Genomic DNA, 18635 nt, shown 5'->3' with positions numbered 1-18635 from the left:
TTTTACCCCATTATCAACTATAATGAGGTAAAATATAGATAAAATTAAATAAATAAAAACCATATTTCGAAAGTTAAGCGAAATATGGTTTCTATTTAAAATGAATTAATATCCCTTTTTAGAGAGATAATTATATCTTTAAATAGTTATTTTTAGAACTGAGCACATTTTTAAATGTAATTGGCTACCGCTGCCAACAAGTCATTTTCATTATTGACAATGGTACCATTAAGTTTAATTAGACCCGTAGTATACAAATTAACGTAGTGAAACTGGTTTTCAGCAATCTGGGTCAAAGCCTGCAACTTTTCGTGATTATCAGCGCCCTGCTGGCGTGTATCTGTGTACAAGCCAATTATCGGAATTTCTTTTGCATAAGCGACACCTATTTCACTGGCAACACCATTATCAATGCTAAGCCCATCAAGCACCGCAATCATTAAATCACTGTTAACCAACTTCTCGGTATCTGCTTGTGCAATCATTTTAGAATCAGCATACGCTTGTTTATCATTGATTGACGCGTTTTCTTGGGGCAAATATAAATCAATTGCATCATCTATTTGCCGAATTTTAGCAGCCAGTTGCGCATTATAATTAATTTCTGCCTGTGAAAACAGAGCATTAGCAAAATAAATTTTCATTTGAACTTCCTTTGGCAAGCAACGGTAAATTGCTTTTTTGACACCTAAATTACCTAATTATTTGGCGAGCTGATTTCCCACGGAATTGCACTCAGGATATAAAGAATGACACCTGCAATGACAAAATCGAGGAAAATACTACTACCGATCTCTAAGACATAGCCTAATACAGCCAAGCCTTCGACATTAAATATGACAGGAATAATAGCTAATATTCCTGCACTTAGCATTAGCCAAAAGCCCGCCCACATTCCAGATGCGGTAACTTCATGGGTCAGCATTTTTGAATTAAGCAATAACTTCATATCACTAATCAGTGAGTGCAAACTAATAAATGCCATTACTAGTATAATTACGTTAACGATTAACAAAATAAATGCAATATTGCCTCCCAAAGTGATCGTGTTCAGATTAAAAGCATCCTTCACGTCAAAGGGAGCATTATTTGCTTGCACTTTTAATTTGTGTTGTACTAGTTGCGCATCACTAGAAGAATCCTGGTCAATATTTAATTCAATATCATGCAAAATTTGTTTAGCTAAATTCATGTTATTAAATTTAAACCAGGGAGTACCCAACGTGTAATCAATAATATGATCAGCAATCGGCTGCGTTTGCTTAGTAGTTAACAGGTTGGCACTACCATTTTTATTAGCACCTATTATTTCTGCTAATGTATCAAAATGCTTATTAACCTGTCTAACCACTACAGCTTCGTTACTACTGTTTCTAATTTGTCCCTTCATAAAAAAGGGGTTAAGGAAAGTCGCGGTAATCATGGTTAGCGATACAATCAGAAAGATAATAAAGGACAAAGCTTTTTTATATTGACTGCTTTCTTCTTCGCTCATTCTGTGCAAACCATTGCGCGCGCCATTTGCCATATTTTTCCTTCCTAACAGACAATCTCCTTGTCTTCATCAAACATTGTATCTATTGCATGATGAATGGTCTTAATATCGGTAGATTCAATGATATCATGACCCTCTTTGAGCGCCTTATCAATAGTTTTTCTTGAACTATGCAGAAAACTATACATAAATGATTCTGTACCATAATCTGCTATTTCTTCAGGAGAAACTTCATATTTTTGATTATCATAATAAAGACGACTAATACCGGTCACTACAAAGGCAATCCCCATTCGTACTTCTCTAGGTTCAAAGTCAAGGTGGTCAAATAGTTGTTTTTCTTTTAACCAATCATTGATTGTTTGACTCCAAAAGTCGAGTGATTCATTACTCTTGAATACCTCTGTAATGATCCGCTTAAGACCCTCATCATAAATTCCCAACATTTCAATTGCATAAATAAAGGCTTTGGTGCGAGCACATACTTCGTCCTCTTTAGTAGCACTAAATTTTTGCACTTGCTTGTCTAACGTATTGAGAATGTTGCGGACAACATCTGCAATTAAGCCAGATTTATGTGGATAATAAGATTGCAGCAAGGATTTAGAAATCCCCGATTTTTCTGCAATCATTTGAAACGAAACACTATCCATTCCGTTTTCTCTGATTAAATGAAAAGTATTACTTAAAATAGTACGTCTTCTTTTATAATTTTTACGTCGTGCCATAATGTTTTCTCAGCTCCTATACATTTTGCTTTAATTATACCAATGATATAGAATAAATAAACAAAAAGGCACTGGTATATTATTTGCTTATAGTTTTAACTATTTTAATTACATACTAAAAGTAAGCCATTTATCATGTGATTATTTCAAGTCACTTTCACTTAATGAATGCATTGAGCGGTCATTATATACATAATTAATTCCCCGCGCTAAAAGCAAATCTACTGAGATACGAACCATTCTATCTGGATAATGGCTGTGTTTAATTGTATCTGTTACTACGATTTGTTCAATTGGTAATTCATTCAGAACTTCCAGTGCATTTTGTGAGAGCAGTGCATGCGTTGCAGCAACATAAACTTTTTTAGCGCCCGCTGCTAGAACTGATTTGGTTGAAGAAGAAATACGTGAACCGGTGTCAATCAAGTCATCAACAATAATACATTTCTTGTCCTTCACATCACCAATCATGCTGTGCACATCGGCATCGTAACGAGCCCTGCGCTGATCTACAATTGCAATTGGAGCATCAAAGAATTGCCCAAAATTACGAGCCAGCTTAGCACCAGAATGATCTGGTGAAACAACTACAATATCGTCTTCTTCCTTAGTAGCAATACCGTTATCAATAAAGTATTGCGCTAATAACGGCATAGCATGTAAGTGGTCAACTGGAACATTGTAAAAGCCTTGAATTTGTGAAGCATGTAAATCCAGTACGATTAAGTGATCCATACCGGTAATTTGCAATAAATTAGCTACCAATTTAGCAGTAATTGGTTCCCGCGAACGTGTTTTGGTATCTGAGCGCGAGTATGCTAAATATGGTACTACTACGTTTATCCGGTGAGCTGAAGCACGGTGTAAAGCATCTAAAACAATTTCCAGTTCCATAAAGTTTTCATTTACAGGGTCTTGAATTGATTGAATAACGAAAACGTCGCATCCCCTGACACTTTCACCAATATTAACTTGAATTTCGCCGTCACTGAAATGCTGCACGGCAGTTTCGATTAACGGTTTTTTCAAAATTTGCGCAATTTTTTCATTTAAAGCGGGATTTCCGCCTAACCCAATCAGCTTCATTGGGTGCATTAACTGAAGAAGTTCTTCCTTGTTCATAGCTACCTCATTTATTTAAAATACAATCTTTGCATGTCTATTATAACCAAAAAAGTCCCTAGTGCCTAGCAAAGTAATAAATTGAAAAAAAGCCGAAAGTAGTTTTCGGCTTTTTTATTCAAGTTTCTCTTTTAAATTTTAGTAATCTATTTAAAAAAATCTTCCATTAAGTTCAGTAATTTAAAGCTCTTAACGGCATAACTGTCGTGCTTTTGTCTAGGCATAACCAAAAGCTGACCCTGAGGGATAATTTGGCTGTACCATCTAACGTGTTCAACTTTAACCCAGTCTTTTTCTCCAACAACACAATAGGTTGGAATTTTGATTGCCTTCAAGCTATCGACCGACATAAAACTTTCTGACAGTTCTACCTTACTATCGCGGTTCATCCGCAAGAAACGCAGAAACCCTTCAGTCAGATAATGATATGACCTAATACCGTTGCCATTGACAAAAACACCGGCTACCATCAATTTTTGAAACACAGTCTGATCTTGACTGGCAAGCATCATTGCCACTAAGCCACCGGCATCAAAGCCAAAGCAATAGCACCCTCTAATATTTACCTGATTAATAAAAGCAGACAGGTCTTCAACTTCTGTTTGATAGTGTTCTGCTGCTTCTCCCTGGCTCAATCCGTGCCCTCTCATGTCCAGCACATAAACAGTGTAATAAAGAGATAGCGGGGCAACAATCTGGTCAAACATGCCACCATCTAAATGGTGCCCATGCAGTAACAAAAGCGGGGCACCTTTACCTAATTTACTATAATAAAGCTCATTACCATTAACTTTTACTCTCATCTCTGGTCTCTTTCACTAGCCTCTATTAACTTTTGTTCAGAACCATTTTCTTTTCTATGCTCTTGCCATAGACTACGGACAATAATTTTAGCAACAATATAATTTGCCTTAAAATTATCGGGTATCATTTTTAAGTTGAAGTGATGAACCATACTGTCTTTACGCTGCCAGTAATGGTAGATAGGAGTGCTATCGCAGTAAAAGCCCTCGGTCAATGCCAAGTATTGTACGTTAAAAATCTGATCCTCCATAAAAGCTAAGTCTTTCATGAAATGTAAATGATTTTGCCGTACAACCGATAACTTATAGCCCTTGTTCCAAGTATAACCCTTTACTGGGGTAGCTAGGCAATGATTATCACATAAAGAGCCAAAAGGATTGCTGATTAACTGGTATGTTCGCGCTTTGCCTTTCATTCCCCGTACTTGTTTTTTAGTTACAGGAACTGAACCTTGTTTATTTTCATAATCAAGCCAAAAGCCACAGGAAACCAGCGCTGCATCAGGATGATCGTGAAACGCACGGACAAAAAAGGCAGTATAACCGGAATCAACCCAGTCGTCACCATCATGAAATGTAAAATAAGGCGTATCTACATTGGCAATGCCCACATTGCGGGCATCAGACAAGCCGCCATTATGTTTATTAATTATTTTAAAGTAACGGAAGCGTTCACGATAGCTTTCAGCTATTTTTCTGGTATTATCCGTTGAACCGTCATTGACAATTAACAACTTGAAATTCGGATCATCTTGTTTAGCTAAATGGTCAAGAGCCCGAGTTAAATATTTTTCAACATTGTAAATTGGCATGATAACTGTTAATTCAGGTTGCTGAATCATAGTTTCCTCCTTTACTTTTGTTATTATACCATCTTAAATCTTAAAAATAACGTAAACTAGGTGGTACATAACCATAATTTAAACTTTTGTTTTGAGTATTTAGTATAATTAGGTTCATTCAAAAGGAGTTAATTATTATATGAAAAAAGCAAAAACTTTTTTAACTATTGTTACCATGTTATTTTTAAGTACAATTGTCTGCGGTGCCTTTGAACAGACTGTTAAAGCAGACGACTTACCTGTTATTTGTTTGGGAACATCCCTGACTGAAACTCAAAAAAGCGGTACTTTAAAAACGCTTAGCAATCCACTAAACGGCAGCAGCTATCAAACTATAACTATCACAGGTGCCGATCTGGTGAAGTATCTCAACCCTTCTGGTGCTAATTTCACGACCCAATCGGGCGTATGGTCCAGTGCTATGATCGAAAAAACAGCTGCAGGTAATGGCATTAACGTCCACATTCTCGATTATAACGGGCACAACAACATTACCACCATCACTGCCGACCAATATCAAAATGCGGCTTTAACCGCCGGCATCTCTGATGCCAATATCTACGTTACCAGCGCTGTGCCGATTGATGGCTCTGGTGCTTTAGCCGGTGTTTACGCTGCTTACAGTAAAACCGGCGAAAACTTAAACCAAAGTCAAGTTAATGCTGCTCAAGATGAAATGAACACTTTAAGCAAAATCACTAAAGAAAATAAGGATAAAGACGGCTATAGCGACGCCCAATTAAACAATGCCGTTGCCGGTGCCAAACAGGAAATGGGACAAATCGGCAACAACGTTTCCGATAGTCAAATTCATGACATTGTTACCAACCAAATCAACATCAACCATCTTGGTGACGTGATTAATAATAACCAGAAGCAACAGATTATTAACGTTCTCATTGAAGTACGCGACTCTGGTGCCTTAAAAAATCACAAATTTAAAGATCAGGCAGATGCACTTTCAAAAAACATTAAAAAGAATGCCAAAGGCATTTTTGATAAGATCAATACACCAGAAAACCGTAACTGGCTTGAACAGATTTGGCATAATATTACTGCATTCTTCAGCCACCTTTTCAGTGGCTTAATGGCTATTCAATATTAACTAATTACATTTGATCCATAAACTTATTTAAAGTTTGGTCAACAAATTCATTGCCGCGATTATTAGCATGCCCTTTAGTCCATTCAAATTTGTTCTGAGTAAATTTACTTAATAGTTGGTCAAGTTCTTGCCAGCAGCTAAGATTGGCAATTGCTCCTGGAGTAGACTTGGTCCAGCCACGCTTTTTCCAACCTTTAAGCCAGCCTTTGGTGATTGGATTTAAAACGTACTGGGAATCAAGCACAAACAATAACGGCTTGTCGTTGAAGCCCAATTCCAGTAATTTTTTAAGGGCTTCAATTAGAGCTGTCAGTTCCATTTTATTATTGGTGGCACCAAACTCACCATTTGAATTATAAGTTGACTTAGGCTGACCATTTTCATGCCACTCAATTAAATAGGCCCAAGCCGCCTTGTCTGTTTGACGCACATGACCACCCTTGAAATTGCCGGTATTGCGCGTGCCGCCATCAGTATAAATCGTGGCAAAATAGTTGCCCGCAGCTTTGCTTGTTGCCGCAGATTTTGGTACCTGCTCGGAACTTGCAGCAGTTTCATTGCTACTATTAATTTTTCGGCTTTCCCTTTGAATCTTGGCAATTGCTTCTTGTAAAGTGTCTTCCCCTTTTTGAAATACCTGATTAACTGTTTCTTTGTCCCAGTTTAAGTATTCTGTGGCGTCGGTTATTTTGGCAAAAGATTTAAACTCAGCACCAGAAAAACCATTAACTTGTTTTTTGGCTTCCTCCCAGGTGCGATAAACGCCTGGTTGGCGGCCCTTTTTGACTGCATAAAATTTCATATGTTCCCCTATCACTAAATTCTTCTGTCAATGCTAAAATAGAAGTAGTTCTATTTTTAAGGTGGTATTATGTTCTTCAATACTAAAAAATACAAGGAAGAAGTAGAGAAAAACCACAAGCGCGACCTCGCAAAAGAACCAAGTAAGATTAGCATGCTTTTCCTTGCTATTTTAGCAACTTTTGCACCCACTCGCGTTTTCTTACGCCTGCATAAAAAAAGAATAGAAGATAATGCCACGGTTGAACCAAAAGAAGGCAACTTTGAGCAGATACCCATTATTTACTTTCACGGGTTTCGTGGCGGTGACTACACTACAAGGGTAATGGTTAAACAGGCACTTGCCGATAAAGGGACTTCGAAATATCTTAAAGTTACCGCAGATTTGTTTGGTAACTTTAAGTTGGAAGGTACTTGGACCGGAGATCGCAATCCGATTGTACAAGTGGTTTTTCGGCAGAGATTGATCGGAGTGTATGCAATCGACTATTATCTCCGTTTTACCCTACCCTTTTTAGCTCAAAGGTACCACTTTTCACACTATTCGGCAATTGCCCACTCTCTGGCTTGCCCTTGTATAGTGCGGACAGAAATGCGTGAATATCGTAAAAAGAATTTCCCCCATCTGGTAAAATGTGCTTTTATTGCCGGACCGTTTGATGGGGTAGTTTATTTAGGAGATATTCCCAATGTGAACGCCTTTAACCAAAAAGGTCGTCCAGCTGTAGTGAATTTGCATTATCTTTACCTCTTACTAAGACGCAAACGGTTCAATCCCAACATTTCTGTGTTAAATATTTACGGCAATGTTTTAGATAACACAAACAGCGACAAGTTTATCTCCGTAACTTCTGCTAAAAGCATCCGTTATATTTTGGCTCCATATGCTAAGTCATACCATGAAGTTGAAATACGAGGGCAAAAATACGCCGAACACAGCTGGATGCATGATAATCCGTTTGTGATTGATATTATTGATAAATTTATTGGTCTTAAAAAGTAACTTAATTTTTGGAGGAAATACGTGTGATTCTGCTCCGTGACATAGGACGCATCATCATTATTACTAATACTATCTTAGCCTTTTACATCGTCTTTCACAGAAGGCGCTCTGTTTCAACAACTTGGGCTTGGTTGATTATCCTGCTGGTTTTTCCAGTTTTAGGAATGATTATTTACGGTTTTTTCGGGCGGGGAATTTCGCAGGAAAATATTTTTGCGATTAACAAACAGCACCACATTGGTCTGCGCAACGTTCAAAAGTCCATTACTGCGGCCCCCAAAAAGATCAGCACCTCTGACAGCTCTAATAAGGCCAAGATGGTAGTACATTTTTTTGACCATGATGGTGAATCACCTTTAAGTAAAAACAATCACGTTAAGCTCTACACCGATGGTGAAATCATGTTTCACGACATGATGCGTGATATTAAAAAAGCCAAGCAATCGGTGAACGTGGAGTTTTACACTTTTTATAATGATGAAATTGGCAATGACTTTCTTGATTTACTAATTAAAAAAGCCCAAGAAGGTGTATCTGTGCGCTTGCTCTATGATGCTTGGGGTTCCATGGGAGCAACCAAAGCCTGGTTTGACCAATTAAGAAAAGCAGGCGGCGTTGTGCTACCCTTTATTACTTCGCGCAACATGATTACACGGTACCGGATTAACTACCACTTGCACCGTAAAATTGTAGTAGTAGACGGTAAAACCTCTTGGACTGGCGGCTTTAATATCGGTGATCAGTATTTAAGCAGAAAAAAGAAATTTGGCTACTGGCGTGATAGTCAAGTCAGAATTGTTGGTTCAGCGTCATTATTACTGCAAGAACGTTTTGTCATGGATTGGAATGCCTCTATTCAAAAAGAGAACCAAGTAATCACATTTAACACTATTTTGTTCCCAAATTTGGATGAAAACGACATTCATCGTGGTGACGTGGCAACCCAAATAGTTTCAGACGGGCCAGACAGTTATAATGCTAATATGCGCAATGGGATTATGCGGCTCATGTCGCTAGCTAAAAAAAGGGTTTGGATTCAAACGCCCTACCTAATTCCAGACGATGCGATGTTTGCGACTTTACAGACCATTGCGCGCTCAGGAGTAGATCTCAGAATTATGATTCCTTGTAAACCGGATCACCCCTTCATTTACCGGGCAACGCAGTGGTACGCTAACGAACTATCCCGTTATGGTATCAAAATTTACATTTATAACAAGGGATTTATCCATGCCAAAACCATAGTGGTTGACGATACTTTCTCTACGGTCGGATCTATGAACCAAGATTACCGCTCATACGATCTCAATTTTGAAGATGTTGCCGTTTTTTATGATAAAAATTTCACGCTTGAGGTTGCCAAATCATTTGAAGATGATATGAAAGTTTCATCACTACTAACCCCAGAAGATATTGCCAAACAAGGTCGCTGGCTTAAGATTTTGCAGAGCTTTTCACGGATGCTCTCACCAATTTTATAGTAAGCAAAAAGCCTTCCATTCAGGGAAGGCTTTTAAAGTACAAATTTTTTATTTTTTCAGTAAAGTGATAAACACTTTCAACCGGATAGCGAATTGTCCTTGCTAAAGTTGCTTCAGTTTCATTACTCTTGCCAATTGCGACCAGATGACGCTGTGATCGTTTCGGCAAACATTTCTTTAAATTCTGAGCGCGGGATTTTGACCGTCTTATCAAAGTTCCGAACCGAATGACGATTTTGAACAACATCATTAAAATCATTATTGCGCATAGAAGTCGCACTTTCTTAACTAAATTAAGCTTCTTTTACTTTATTACTTTTTGTTACATATTTCACAATATTTTTTACCATTTTTAGCAGTATAATAATACTAAAATTTAGTTTGTATGAGAGGCTTAAAAGATGAAAAAATTAGTCAGAGACAAAATTCCAGAATTTGCACATTATGCGACTTATCGTGAACTTGCACCTGCAGAAATTGAGCCGGCTTTAAAGCAAAAGTTAATTGAAGAAACTAATGAGGTTCTTGCTGCTAAAACCGAAGAAAACCTTGTTGAAGAACTGGGTGATGTTTATGAGGTGATCTTGGCTTATCTTAAATTCAAAAATGTTGACCAAGAGACCTTTTTAAAGCAAGTTAATAAGAAACGCGCCCTTAAAGGCGGCTTCAGTAAATTTTTGGAAATGAACTGGGAAGAATAATTTGCCATCAAAAAAGACCACGCTAACCGCGTGATCTTAAAAGATATCCTGTACTTCAATGCGGATATCATGATGAATATGATTTTTTAATGCTTCAATAATTTGAGCTACACCATAAGAAAAGCGTAAATAATATTGTTTATTCTTCTGGGTGGTCAAGATACAAATTACCTGTTTTTTATTAGGATTAGGTACTTTGATTAGAGTCACCATTACCACATCCGCGTATGAAATGGTGCGGCGAAAATAGCCCGACACAACAGCCCTTTTGGGAGCGAACCCCGTAAAGCCGTCTATAATTCCAATCATTAAAAAGATAGCTAAAAAGAAACTCAGTCCCGGATCACTTTTTTCAATCAATTGCCAAGTAAAGCCAATCCAAATAAAAATTATTGCCCAAATAATTGAAGAGGAGCGATAATGCCCTTTTAAATCAATGTTTGCCTGCCAGTACCAACTATAGCAAGTATAGCCTAAAAGCAGGGCATCTAAAATAAGATAAAAAATTACCATAGAATTCTCCTCACATTTGTTCATTCTCATTATAACAGACTGGGGCGTTTTGGTTGGATAAAGTAAATGTAACTACATATTTTTTTAAAATTAATTCAGCAAATTATTTAATAGCTAGCTCTTAAAAGAGATTCCAGTTTGCGTAAAAAAACAATTTTAATACATTAAAAGCTTAAAGCCCGCTAAATAAGCGGCTCTAAGCTTTTTTTATTTGATCAACTTCAATATGCTTTTTAGCAAATTGAGCTAAAAGTTCTTCATCTTGAGAATCGGTAATTAATTGATCAATTTTGTCTGCGGCACAACAAATAAAATTGCTGTACAAGCCCAATTTATCACTAGTAGCCAAGGCAATAACGTTATCAGCAACATCAATCATTTTCTTTTTGACCTGCGCTTCTTGTTGACTATGAAATGATACGCCGTTATCAGGATCCAAATTATGAATGCCGATGACATAGGTATCAATTCTAAACGTTCTCAAGGCATCAAGTGCTTCTACTCCCAAACTGACAGCTGCTCTTTTGGCAAAAATACCGCCCAAAGTAATGATATTAACATTTCTTTTATTTGATAGCTGAATTGCTACATAAGGCGAATTAGTAATAAACGTAGCAGCAAAATTTTCGGGTATAGCTTGTGCTAAATAATAATTAGTTGTACTGCCATCAATTAATATAACCGTGTCTTCACGCAAAAAAGACAAGGCTTTTTGGGCCAACTGCTTTTTAATCTCGGTTTTAATCGTTAAGCGCTGTTCAAAAGTAGTTACAGGAGGTCCTATGCGGATGGCCCCATTATAAATTCTTTTAATTAGCCCCTTTTGGTCCAGCTCCCGTAGATCACGGCGGATAGTATCTTCTGAGCAGTTAAACTTAGCCACCAATTCAGCTGTAGTAACGTGTTTGTGAAAATTAATTGCCTGAATAATCAGGTTTTGGCGCTCTTTTTTTAACATTAGGCATCCCTAGTTTACGTTTAACGTGTTATCTTCACTAATTTTAACATATTTTCTTTTTACTAACTTATTTCAATTTTAGCAGCAAAAATGAGCTTCTTTTAGCACGTTTTTGCATATTTATGCAATTTATTTGAACAAACATGCAAAAATATATTGATTTTTGCATAAATCGCATATAGAATACAGGTGGTTAATGAAAGCGGTATCTATTTTGACCGCAATATATAGAAAAGGAGATACAGATTATGACTCAACAATGGGTTAGTTTAGAAGGTAAAGTGGCAATCGTTACTGGAGGCAGTATGGGGCTTGGCGAAGCAATGGTTAATGAATTGGCCGCAAATGGGGCCCAAGTAATTTCACTAGACGTTGCGGCAAATGACGCACATAAAAATCAGGCAAACGTTACAACAATGACTTGTGATGTCTCACATCAAAAAGAAGTTGCAGCGGTTGTCAAACAAATTGTCGACCAATACGGTCACATTGATGTCTTAGTTAATAACGCGGGAGTAAGCAGACCACGTATGTTAGTCGATTATTACGGCACGCATCCCGAATATGAACTTAGTGAAGATGACTTTGACTTCATGACCAATATCAATCAAAAAGGCGTTGTTTTCTGTGCCCAAGCTGTTGCACGAGTAATGATTAAGCAAAAATCGGGCGTGATCATTAACATGTCTTCTGAAGCAGGTTTAGAGGGATCTAAAGGTCAGAGCTGTTATTCAGGAAACAAGGCAGCAGTCGCAGTTTACACCAAAGCCTGGGCCAAAGAACTAGGTCAATTTAACATCAGAGTAGTTGCTGTGGCACCCGGTGTTAATGAGCGTACGCCAATGAATAATGACGCAGCCTTCAAAGCATTGGCTTACACCAGAGGACAGGATCCTAATAATATTAGTTCAGACTACAAAGCGATTATTCCTTTGGGTCGTCCTGGAAAAATCAGTGAGATTGCTGATTTAATTACATATTTATCTTCCGACCATGCTTCCTATATTTCTGGCACCACCATTAACATTACAGGAGCTAAATCCACTAGATAGGAGGTGGAGATGATGAACCAAAATAGCAATAGTTCAACCGTTTTAACCAAAATCAGACGTTTTGGCGGCATTATGAGCGCAATGGTCATGCCCAACCTTGGCGCTTTCGTTGGTTGGGGGCTGATGGCTGCTCTTTTCATTCCGCATGGCTGGATGCCTAACAAGGAATTAAATCAGCTGATCGCACCAATCTTGGACTACGTTTTTCCTTTATTAATAGCCTATACGGCAGGATATAACATTCACGGACAAAGAGGCGGCGTCATCGGGCTTTTTGCCAGCATGGGCGTTATTGTGGGTTCAAATATCACAATGATTAGTGGCGCAATGGTTATTGCTCCACTAGCAGCTTGGACATTGAAAAAGTTTGACCATGCCGTCGAAAACAAAATCAGACCCGGTTTTGAAATGCTGGTAAATAATTTCAGTTTAGGTATTATCGGGGCATTTTATTGTATTTTAGCGTTTATCACAGTTGGCCCCGCAATTAGGGGATTAATTGCAATGATTACAGCAGGTGTTAACTGGGCCACTAAGAATAAGGTAATTCCGTTATTGTCCGTCTTTATGGCTCCCGCACAAGTTTTATTTTTAAATAATGTTGTTAATCACGGAATTTTAGCTCCTATCGGTTTTGCACAAGCAGCTAAAGCCGGAAAATCAATTATGTTCTTAGTCGATAGTAACTGCGGGCCACTTCTTGGCACTCTGCTCTCAATCTCGATCTTTGGCAAGGGTAAAGCAAAAAATACTGCACCTATGGCAATGTTTATTGCTGGTATCGCTGGAATTGGTGAAGTCTACTTTCCATTTGTGCTGGGAAACCCAATCATGATTTTTGCCACAATGGGTGGTTTGGCAGTTTCCCTTTATCTGCAAGTTATTTTTGGTGGCGGTCTAATCGGTGTAGCATCACCCGGCAGTTTAATCAATATTGCAATTATGACTCCACGTGATGCTATTTTCGCTAATTTAGTTTCAATCGTTGCGGGTTTCCTTGTAGCTGCAGCAATTGGTACGTTTTTACTAAAGGTCTTCCCACCAAAAGAAGATGTTGACCCCACTTTATCCTTCACGGTTGACGATCATGAAGTTAAAACTACAGATGATTTTGTTGTTAAGCCTGCAAAAGGCAAAATTAAGAAAATTATTGTTGCCTGCGATTCCGGAATGGGTTCCAGTGCAATGGGTGCTTCTGTCTTAAAGTTATTATTGCAAAAGGAGAATTTAACGGGCATTCAGGTTAAAAATTCTTCTGCCAACAAAATTGATCAAGATGCAGATCTGGTAGTTACACTTGATTCTCTAATTGACCGGGCTAAAGCAAGCAGTAATAACCCGGATACCACTTTTATTCCAATCAATAACTTTCTAAAAGATACTAATTATAAAGAAGTAATTGATTTTGTTAAAAAGCAAAACAGCAGCGGTACAGCAGAAGCTCCCGCTGAGGAGCAGGCCAAAAAGCCAGAACTTGATCCTCAAATCTTAAACGTTAACAATATCCGTCTCAATCAAAAGTTTGCCAGTGTTGATGATGCCATTAGAGCATCGGGACAAATATTAGTTGATAACGGCTACGTTACACCAGATTATATCGACCAAATGATTGAAAGAAATCAAGATTTGCCGGTATATATCGGTAACCACGTTGCCGTACCCCATGGTCTTGAAGACACACGGGGTGCAATTAAGAAAACAGGAATATCAATCATTCAAGTTCCTGACGGAGTCAAGTTTGGTAAAAATGAAATTGCTTATGTCCTTTTGGGATTGGCCGGCGAAGGCGATGATCATCTCAATATTCTGAAAGTGATTTCTCAGACTTTAATGGATGAAGCAAATGTAGAAAAAATCAGGACTGCCAAAAGTCCTGAGGAAATTTTAGCAGTATTTGAATAAAAAATTTTATCGGAGGGTTATTTTAAACATGAAAAATGTAATAATTGTTGGTGCAGGTCGTTTGGGTAAAGGCTTTATGGGAGAAACATTTTATAATGCCGGGTGGAAAATTACTTTCTTAGATAATGATCCCCGCGTTATTCAGGAATTGAACCGGACCCATACCTATGAAGTAAGTGTTCACACTACCAAACGCGTCTTCACGAATACTATTAAAAATTATGACGCCTACCTGGTAGACGATTACGAGCATGTGTTAAAGGCTTTTTTAAAGGCAGATTTATTGATGCTGCCCCTCTATCCCAGTGATTTTCCTGCAGCGGCAAATGAATTAGCCGTTTACTTTAACCAACAATTTAAAGTTGATCCCACTGCAAAAAAGACTCTAATTTGCCTGACTAATAAAAACCATTTGATTAACCAAATAACCCAAGACTTCCGCAGTCACTTGGCTGATGACGAAGTGAGAAACTGGTTTGATCAAAACGTGGTAATAAGAGACTCAATCGTTCGTCGTTCAACCGACGCGGATTCAAATTATGCGACCAAGTTAGTAACAACAGCTGTAGCTTCCCTTATTATCCAAGGTCCCGTATACTCAGATTTTAGCGATGTTAAGTGGCTTGATGTGCGTGACAATGTAGAAATGTTAAAAGATATCAAAGTTTTCACCATTAATGGTCCCCATGCTACTACTGCCTATGAAGGCTACCTGCAAGGATATGATGATATTGCAAAAGCTGAAACAGACGAGAAAGTCCACCAGCTGGTTCAGGGTGTCCATGACGAAACAATAGAAGCAGTGCTGTATGAATATCCGGTAACACGTGATCAAATTCGGGAACTGGAATATTTACCGGCTGCTAAAGACGAAATGTCAGATTCAATTTATCGTGTAGGCTTTGATCCTATCCGTAAAGTTGGTAAAAATGACCGCTTAATGGGCGTAATCAATCTGTGTGAAAAATATCATCTGCCATATACCGCCCATGTAAAAGCATTAGCAGCCGCATTTGCCTATGACGAGCCTCGTGATTCTCAAGCGATGAAAATTCAAGCAGACATCAAAGAAATGGGTATCACCAAGACCATTTCCAAGTACATTGAACGACCAACCACTAATACTGTGGTGCAGCAAATTGCTGCGGAATACGACAAGATTAAGAAGCAGAGGTAAGAATATATGTTCAAAGCTGTTATTTTTGATATGGATGGCGTGTTAATTGATAGTGAACCATTACAGTTAAAACGCCAAAAAGAATACTTGGACTATTTAGGTGTTGCCGTTCCCGAGCAGGAACTCATCAAAATGGTTGGCGGAAATAAGAAAATGTACTTTGACATTATTTCAAAATACTATTCTGGTGAACCTAATTACCGTGCATATTATCAAAAATTTCAACAATACTTTAAAGACCGCCCAATTAACTACCGGAAATTATTAAATCCTGATGCGATTCCGTTATTAAAGTGGCTGCAAAAACAAGGGCTAAAACTTGCCTTGGCGTCTTCTGGAGCTCCAGAAAAAATCAAGACTGTACTGACGCAGTGTCAGCTAACACAATTTTTTGACCCGGTGATCAGTGGCAATATGTTCAAGCAATCAAAACCCAACCCTGAAATTTATAATACTGTAGCAGCCAAACTAGGCTTAGAAAACAAACAATGCGTTGTGATTGAAGATTCGGATTATGGCATTGCGGCTGGTAAAAATGCCGGAATGTTCACTATTGCCCTAAAAGAGGAACGCTTTCCCTTTTCTCAAGCTGCAGCAGATTATTTAGTTGATTCGCTTTCTGACGTTAAGCATGTACTGGCAGATAAAATTTAACGAATAGCATTTCTTTACCAAATATTCACAAAATAAATAAAATATTACTTGAATTTTCATTGAAATTATTGTTAAATTACTATTAAATTAAATGCAGTGAAAAAGACGAGTAAATAATTTATTTCTTTAAGTGAAACAGTGATAGTGGAAAACTGTTAGACCCTGAATTATTGAAAAACACTTTTAGCAGCACGCTGAAATTTACGTGAAAGTAGGTTGTGTCGTCTCCAGTACGTTACCACGCTGGTGGAGCATGTTAGTGCTTCATGAGTTGGCCCTTATTTAGGGCAATTAAGGTGGTACCGCGGAAAAAGCCTTTCGTCCTTGTTTTATTAAAAACGGGATGGAGGCTTTTTCTTTTCCTTAAAATCATAGGAGGTCAAGACAATGACTTTAATTTTACCTGCAGGTTATCACCCTACTCTTACCATTCGTGACACTGAAGCTGCGATTGTTTTCATTCGTGAAGAATTTCAAAAGATTTTGGCTAAAAAATTAAACTTACAACGGATGTCTGCCCCGCTGTTCGTTGAAAAACATACTGGTTTAAACGATAACTTAAATGGCGTTGAACGTCCCGTTGCTTTTGATGCGAAGGACTTACCGGCAGATGATACAGTTGAAATCGTCCATTCCCTTGCTAAATGGAAAAGAATGGCACTGAAAAAATACGGCTTTAACATGCACGAAGGTCTTTATACCAACATGAACGCAATTCGCCGCGATGAAGACTTAGACAATTTCCACTCAATTTATGTTGATCAATGGGATTGGGAAAAAATTATTGCCAAGGAGGAAAGAACGGAAGAAACCCTTAAAAGTACGGTTACTAAAATTTTTGCTGCAATTAAAGAGATTGAAGCTGGCTGTGCTTTCCGCTACCCTGCCTCTACTTATCGTTTACCAGAAAAACTTTACTTTATCACTACACAGGAATTAGAAGACCGCTGGCCAGACATCAGTCCTGAAGAAAGAGAAAACAAGATTGCCGCGGAAGAAAAGGCGGTCTTTATTATGAAAGTTGGTGATAAACTGAAAAGAAGTGGTAAACCTCATGATGGTCGAGCACCAGATTATGATGACTGGCAACTAAACGGCGATCTGATTTTCTGGTATGAACCTTTAAAGCAAAAAATCGAAATTTCTTCAATGGGTATTCGCGTTAGTCCTGAAAGTTTGCACGCACAATTAAAAAAGGCTGATTGCCTTGAACGCGAAAAGCTGGAATTTCACCGGATGCTGCTTGACGGGGAATTGCCTTATACCATTGGTGGCGGTATTGGACAATCACGGTTATGTATGCTTTTGCTGGGCAAAGCTCACATTGGAGAAGTTCAAGCCAGCGTTTGGCCGCATGACATGATTACCAAGTGCCAAGAGCACGGTATCCAAATTCTTTAATAAACAAAAACCATGCTGTCAATAACTGATGGCATGGTTTTATTGCAATAACCCTATATGTTAGACAAAATCTTGTAGTAAACTAGCAGTAGCAGAACTAGTTTTAAGAAAGGCAAAATTATGATTGATTCTAACAAGATAACTGAGTTAAAAAATGATATTGATCAGGCGCGCCACGTTACTTTTTTGACCGGTGCGGGAGTATCGACCCATTCAGGTATTCCCGATTACCGCTCTAAAAACGGCATTTATGACGGCGTCTCTGAAAGTCCAGAAACAATATTGAGCGAAGAAACTCTTTATCAGCGCCCTGACTTTTTCTACAAGTTCGTAATGGATAATATGTACTTCCCTGACGCCAAGCCAAACGAAATCCACGAAAAAATTGCTGCTATCTGCAACAAAAAAGGCGATTTAATCACCCAAAATGTTGACGGCTTAGATACCAAAGCGGGTAATAAACACGTGACTGAATTTCACGGCTGTCTCTATAATATCTACTGCACTAAATGTCACAAAGTCGTTGACTACGCTGAATATGCTAAGTCCTACCGTCATGAAAATTGCGGCGGTATTATCAGACCAGGAATTGTTTTATACGGTGAAGCAATTAACGGCGACAGTTTAGCCAAATCTGTCAACGCAATGCAAAATTCTGACCTCGTAATTATTTCAGGCACCAGTTTTGTTGTGTATCCATTTGCCCAATTATTATCATATAGACAAGCCGGTGCCAAAGTTTGGGCAATTAATAAAACAGCTATTCCGGCAGAAGGAATTTCTGCTATTATTGCGGACGCCATGGATGTTTTTAAACAGCTTTAATTTAAGTTTTTAAAAAAGCCTTTAAGCTATTTGAATTGCTCGTTTTCAGCATCCTAATTTTAACTATTGCTT

Annotated in this window: 20 protein-coding genes and 1 other annotated feature; of the genes, 10 read left to right on the top strand and 10 right to left on the bottom strand. The window is 38.2% G+C overall.

Going from position 1 to position 18635, the window contains the following annotated elements:
- Positions 1–170 precede the first annotated feature (170 nt).
- From DLD54_RS00950 to DLD54_RS00925, 6 genes are all read right to left on the bottom strand, one after another.
- Entirely contained in the window at positions 171–644 is a 474-nt protein-coding gene (locus tag DLD54_RS00950; protein WP_109917926.1) for a nucleoside 2-deoxyribosyltransferase, read from the bottom strand.
- A 53-nt stretch (positions 645–697) separates the two neighbouring features.
- On the bottom strand, positions 698–1528 hold the full coding sequence (locus DLD54_RS00945) for a hypothetical protein (RefSeq protein ID WP_109917925.1): 831 nt from the start codon (positions 1526–1528) through the stop codon (positions 698–700).
- An 11-nt stretch (positions 1529–1539) separates the two neighbouring features.
- Complete coding sequence (locus DLD54_RS00940) at positions 1540–2223, bottom strand: TetR/AcrR family transcriptional regulator (RefSeq protein ID WP_046326612.1); 684 nt, start codon at positions 2221–2223, stop codon at positions 1540–1542.
- Positions 2224–2364: 141 nt separating this feature from the next.
- Entirely contained in the window at positions 2365–3345 is a 981-nt protein-coding gene (locus DLD54_RS00935) for a ribose-phosphate diphosphokinase (protein WP_046326611.1), read from the bottom strand.
- Between the two features lie 146 nt (positions 3346–3491).
- Entirely contained in the window at positions 3492–4148 is a 657-nt protein-coding gene (locus DLD54_RS00930) for an alpha/beta fold hydrolase (RefSeq protein ID WP_038520869.1), read from the bottom strand.
- Positions 4145–4990, bottom strand: coding sequence for a glycosyltransferase family A protein (locus DLD54_RS00925; RefSeq protein ID WP_109917924.1), 846 nt, complete (start codon positions 4988–4990; stop codon positions 4145–4147). Before DLD54_RS00925 ends, DLD54_RS00930 begins: the two co-directional genes overlap by 4 nt.
- A gap of 139 nt (positions 4991–5129) precedes the next feature.
- Here DLD54_RS00925 and DLD54_RS00920 point away from each other — a divergent pair, with 139 nt between their 5' ends.
- A complete protein-coding gene (locus DLD54_RS00920; protein WP_109917923.1) occupies positions 5130–6095 on the top strand; it encodes a DUF1002 domain-containing protein in 966 nt (321 codons plus the stop codon).
- A gap of 4 nt (positions 6096–6099) precedes the next feature.
- On the opposite strand, the gene DLD54_RS00915 is transcribed toward DLD54_RS00920, so the two are convergent.
- The gene (locus DLD54_RS00915; protein ID WP_109917922.1) at positions 6100–6897 is read right to left on the bottom strand and encodes a ribonuclease H family protein; all 798 of its coding nucleotides are present in this window, start codon (positions 6895–6897) and stop codon (positions 6100–6102) included.
- 69 nt (positions 6898–6966) lie between these two features.
- On the opposite strand from DLD54_RS00915, the gene DLD54_RS00910 reads away from it, so the two are divergent.
- Positions 6967–7899: an alpha/beta hydrolase gene (locus DLD54_RS00910; protein ID WP_038520858.1), complete on the top strand. Its 933-nt coding sequence runs from the start codon at positions 6967–6969 to the stop codon at positions 7897–7899.
- Between the two features lie 17 nt (positions 7900–7916).
- Positions 7917–9380 (top strand): cardiolipin synthase, encoded by a 1464-nt coding sequence (gene cls / locus DLD54_RS00905; RefSeq protein ID WP_370448307.1) that lies wholly within the window; start codon positions 7917–7919, stop codon positions 9378–9380.
- Positions 9381–9502: 122 nt separating this feature from the next.
- Here cls and DLD54_RS00900 read toward each other — a convergent pair whose 3' ends face one another.
- Positions 9503–9649: a nitroreductase family protein gene (locus DLD54_RS00900; protein ID WP_233559183.1), complete on the bottom strand. Its 147-nt coding sequence runs from the start codon at positions 9647–9649 to the stop codon at positions 9503–9505.
- Between the two features lie 132 nt (positions 9650–9781).
- Here DLD54_RS00900 and DLD54_RS00895 point away from each other — a divergent pair, with 132 nt between their 5' ends.
- Complete coding sequence (locus tag DLD54_RS00895) at positions 9782–10081, top strand: nucleoside triphosphate pyrophosphohydrolase (protein ID WP_038520849.1); 300 nt, start codon at positions 9782–9784, stop codon at positions 10079–10081.
- Positions 10082–10117: 36 nt separating this feature from the next.
- Here the strand turns inward: DLD54_RS00895 and DLD54_RS00890 are convergent, their stop codons facing one another.
- Positions 10118–10594: a hypothetical protein gene (locus DLD54_RS00890; protein WP_038520846.1), complete on the bottom strand. Its 477-nt coding sequence runs from the start codon at positions 10592–10594 to the stop codon at positions 10118–10120.
- Between the two features lie 196 nt (positions 10595–10790).
- The gene (locus DLD54_RS00885) at positions 10791–11552 is read right to left on the bottom strand and encodes a DeoR/GlpR family DNA-binding transcription regulator (protein WP_046326601.1); all 762 of its coding nucleotides are present in this window, start codon (positions 11550–11552) and stop codon (positions 10791–10793) included.
- A 248-nt stretch (positions 11553–11800) separates the two neighbouring features.
- Between DLD54_RS00885 and DLD54_RS00880 the strand changes: the two genes are divergently transcribed.
- The 6 genes from DLD54_RS00880 (at position 11801) to DLD54_RS00855 (ending at position 18563) form a co-directional block, all read left to right on the top strand.
- Positions 11801–12604, top strand: coding sequence for a sorbitol-6-phosphate dehydrogenase subunit (locus DLD54_RS00880; protein WP_109917920.1), 804 nt, complete (start codon positions 11801–11803; stop codon positions 12602–12604).
- Positions 12605–12613: 9 nt separating this feature from the next.
- The gene (locus DLD54_RS00875; RefSeq protein ID WP_109917919.1) at positions 12614–14506 is read left to right on the top strand and encodes a PTS mannitol transporter subunit IICBA; all 1893 of its coding nucleotides are present in this window, start codon (positions 12614–12616) and stop codon (positions 14504–14506) included.
- Positions 14507–14534: 28 nt separating this feature from the next.
- Positions 14535–15683 (top strand): mannitol dehydrogenase family protein, encoded by a 1149-nt coding sequence (locus DLD54_RS00870; RefSeq protein WP_109917918.1) that lies wholly within the window; start codon positions 14535–14537, stop codon positions 15681–15683.
- Positions 15684–15689: 6 nt separating this feature from the next.
- Positions 15690–16337 carry an HAD family hydrolase gene (locus DLD54_RS00865; protein ID WP_109917917.1) on the top strand — a complete coding sequence of 216 codons (648 nt, stop codon included), beginning with the start codon at positions 15690–15692 and terminating at the stop codon, positions 16335–16337.
- 87 nt (positions 16338–16424) lie between these two features.
- Positions 16425–16666, top strand: a binding site (T-box leader).
- A 58-nt stretch (positions 16667–16724) separates the two neighbouring features.
- Complete coding sequence (gene asnA / locus DLD54_RS00860) at positions 16725–17738, top strand: aspartate--ammonia ligase (RefSeq protein WP_109917916.1); 1014 nt, start codon at positions 16725–16727, stop codon at positions 17736–17738.
- Between the two features lie 120 nt (positions 17739–17858).
- Positions 17859–18563 (top strand): NAD-dependent protein deacylase, encoded by a 705-nt coding sequence (locus DLD54_RS00855; RefSeq protein ID WP_109917915.1) that lies wholly within the window; start codon positions 17859–17861, stop codon positions 18561–18563.
- Positions 18564–18635: the final 72 nt, after the last annotated feature.

It is taken from the genome of Lactobacillus helsingborgensis (genome assembly GCF_003173695.1).
Classification (GTDB): Bacteria; Bacillota; Bacilli; order Lactobacillales; family Lactobacillaceae; genus Lactobacillus; species Lactobacillus helsingborgensis.
This window is presented reverse-complemented; position numbering and strand designations above follow the sequence as displayed.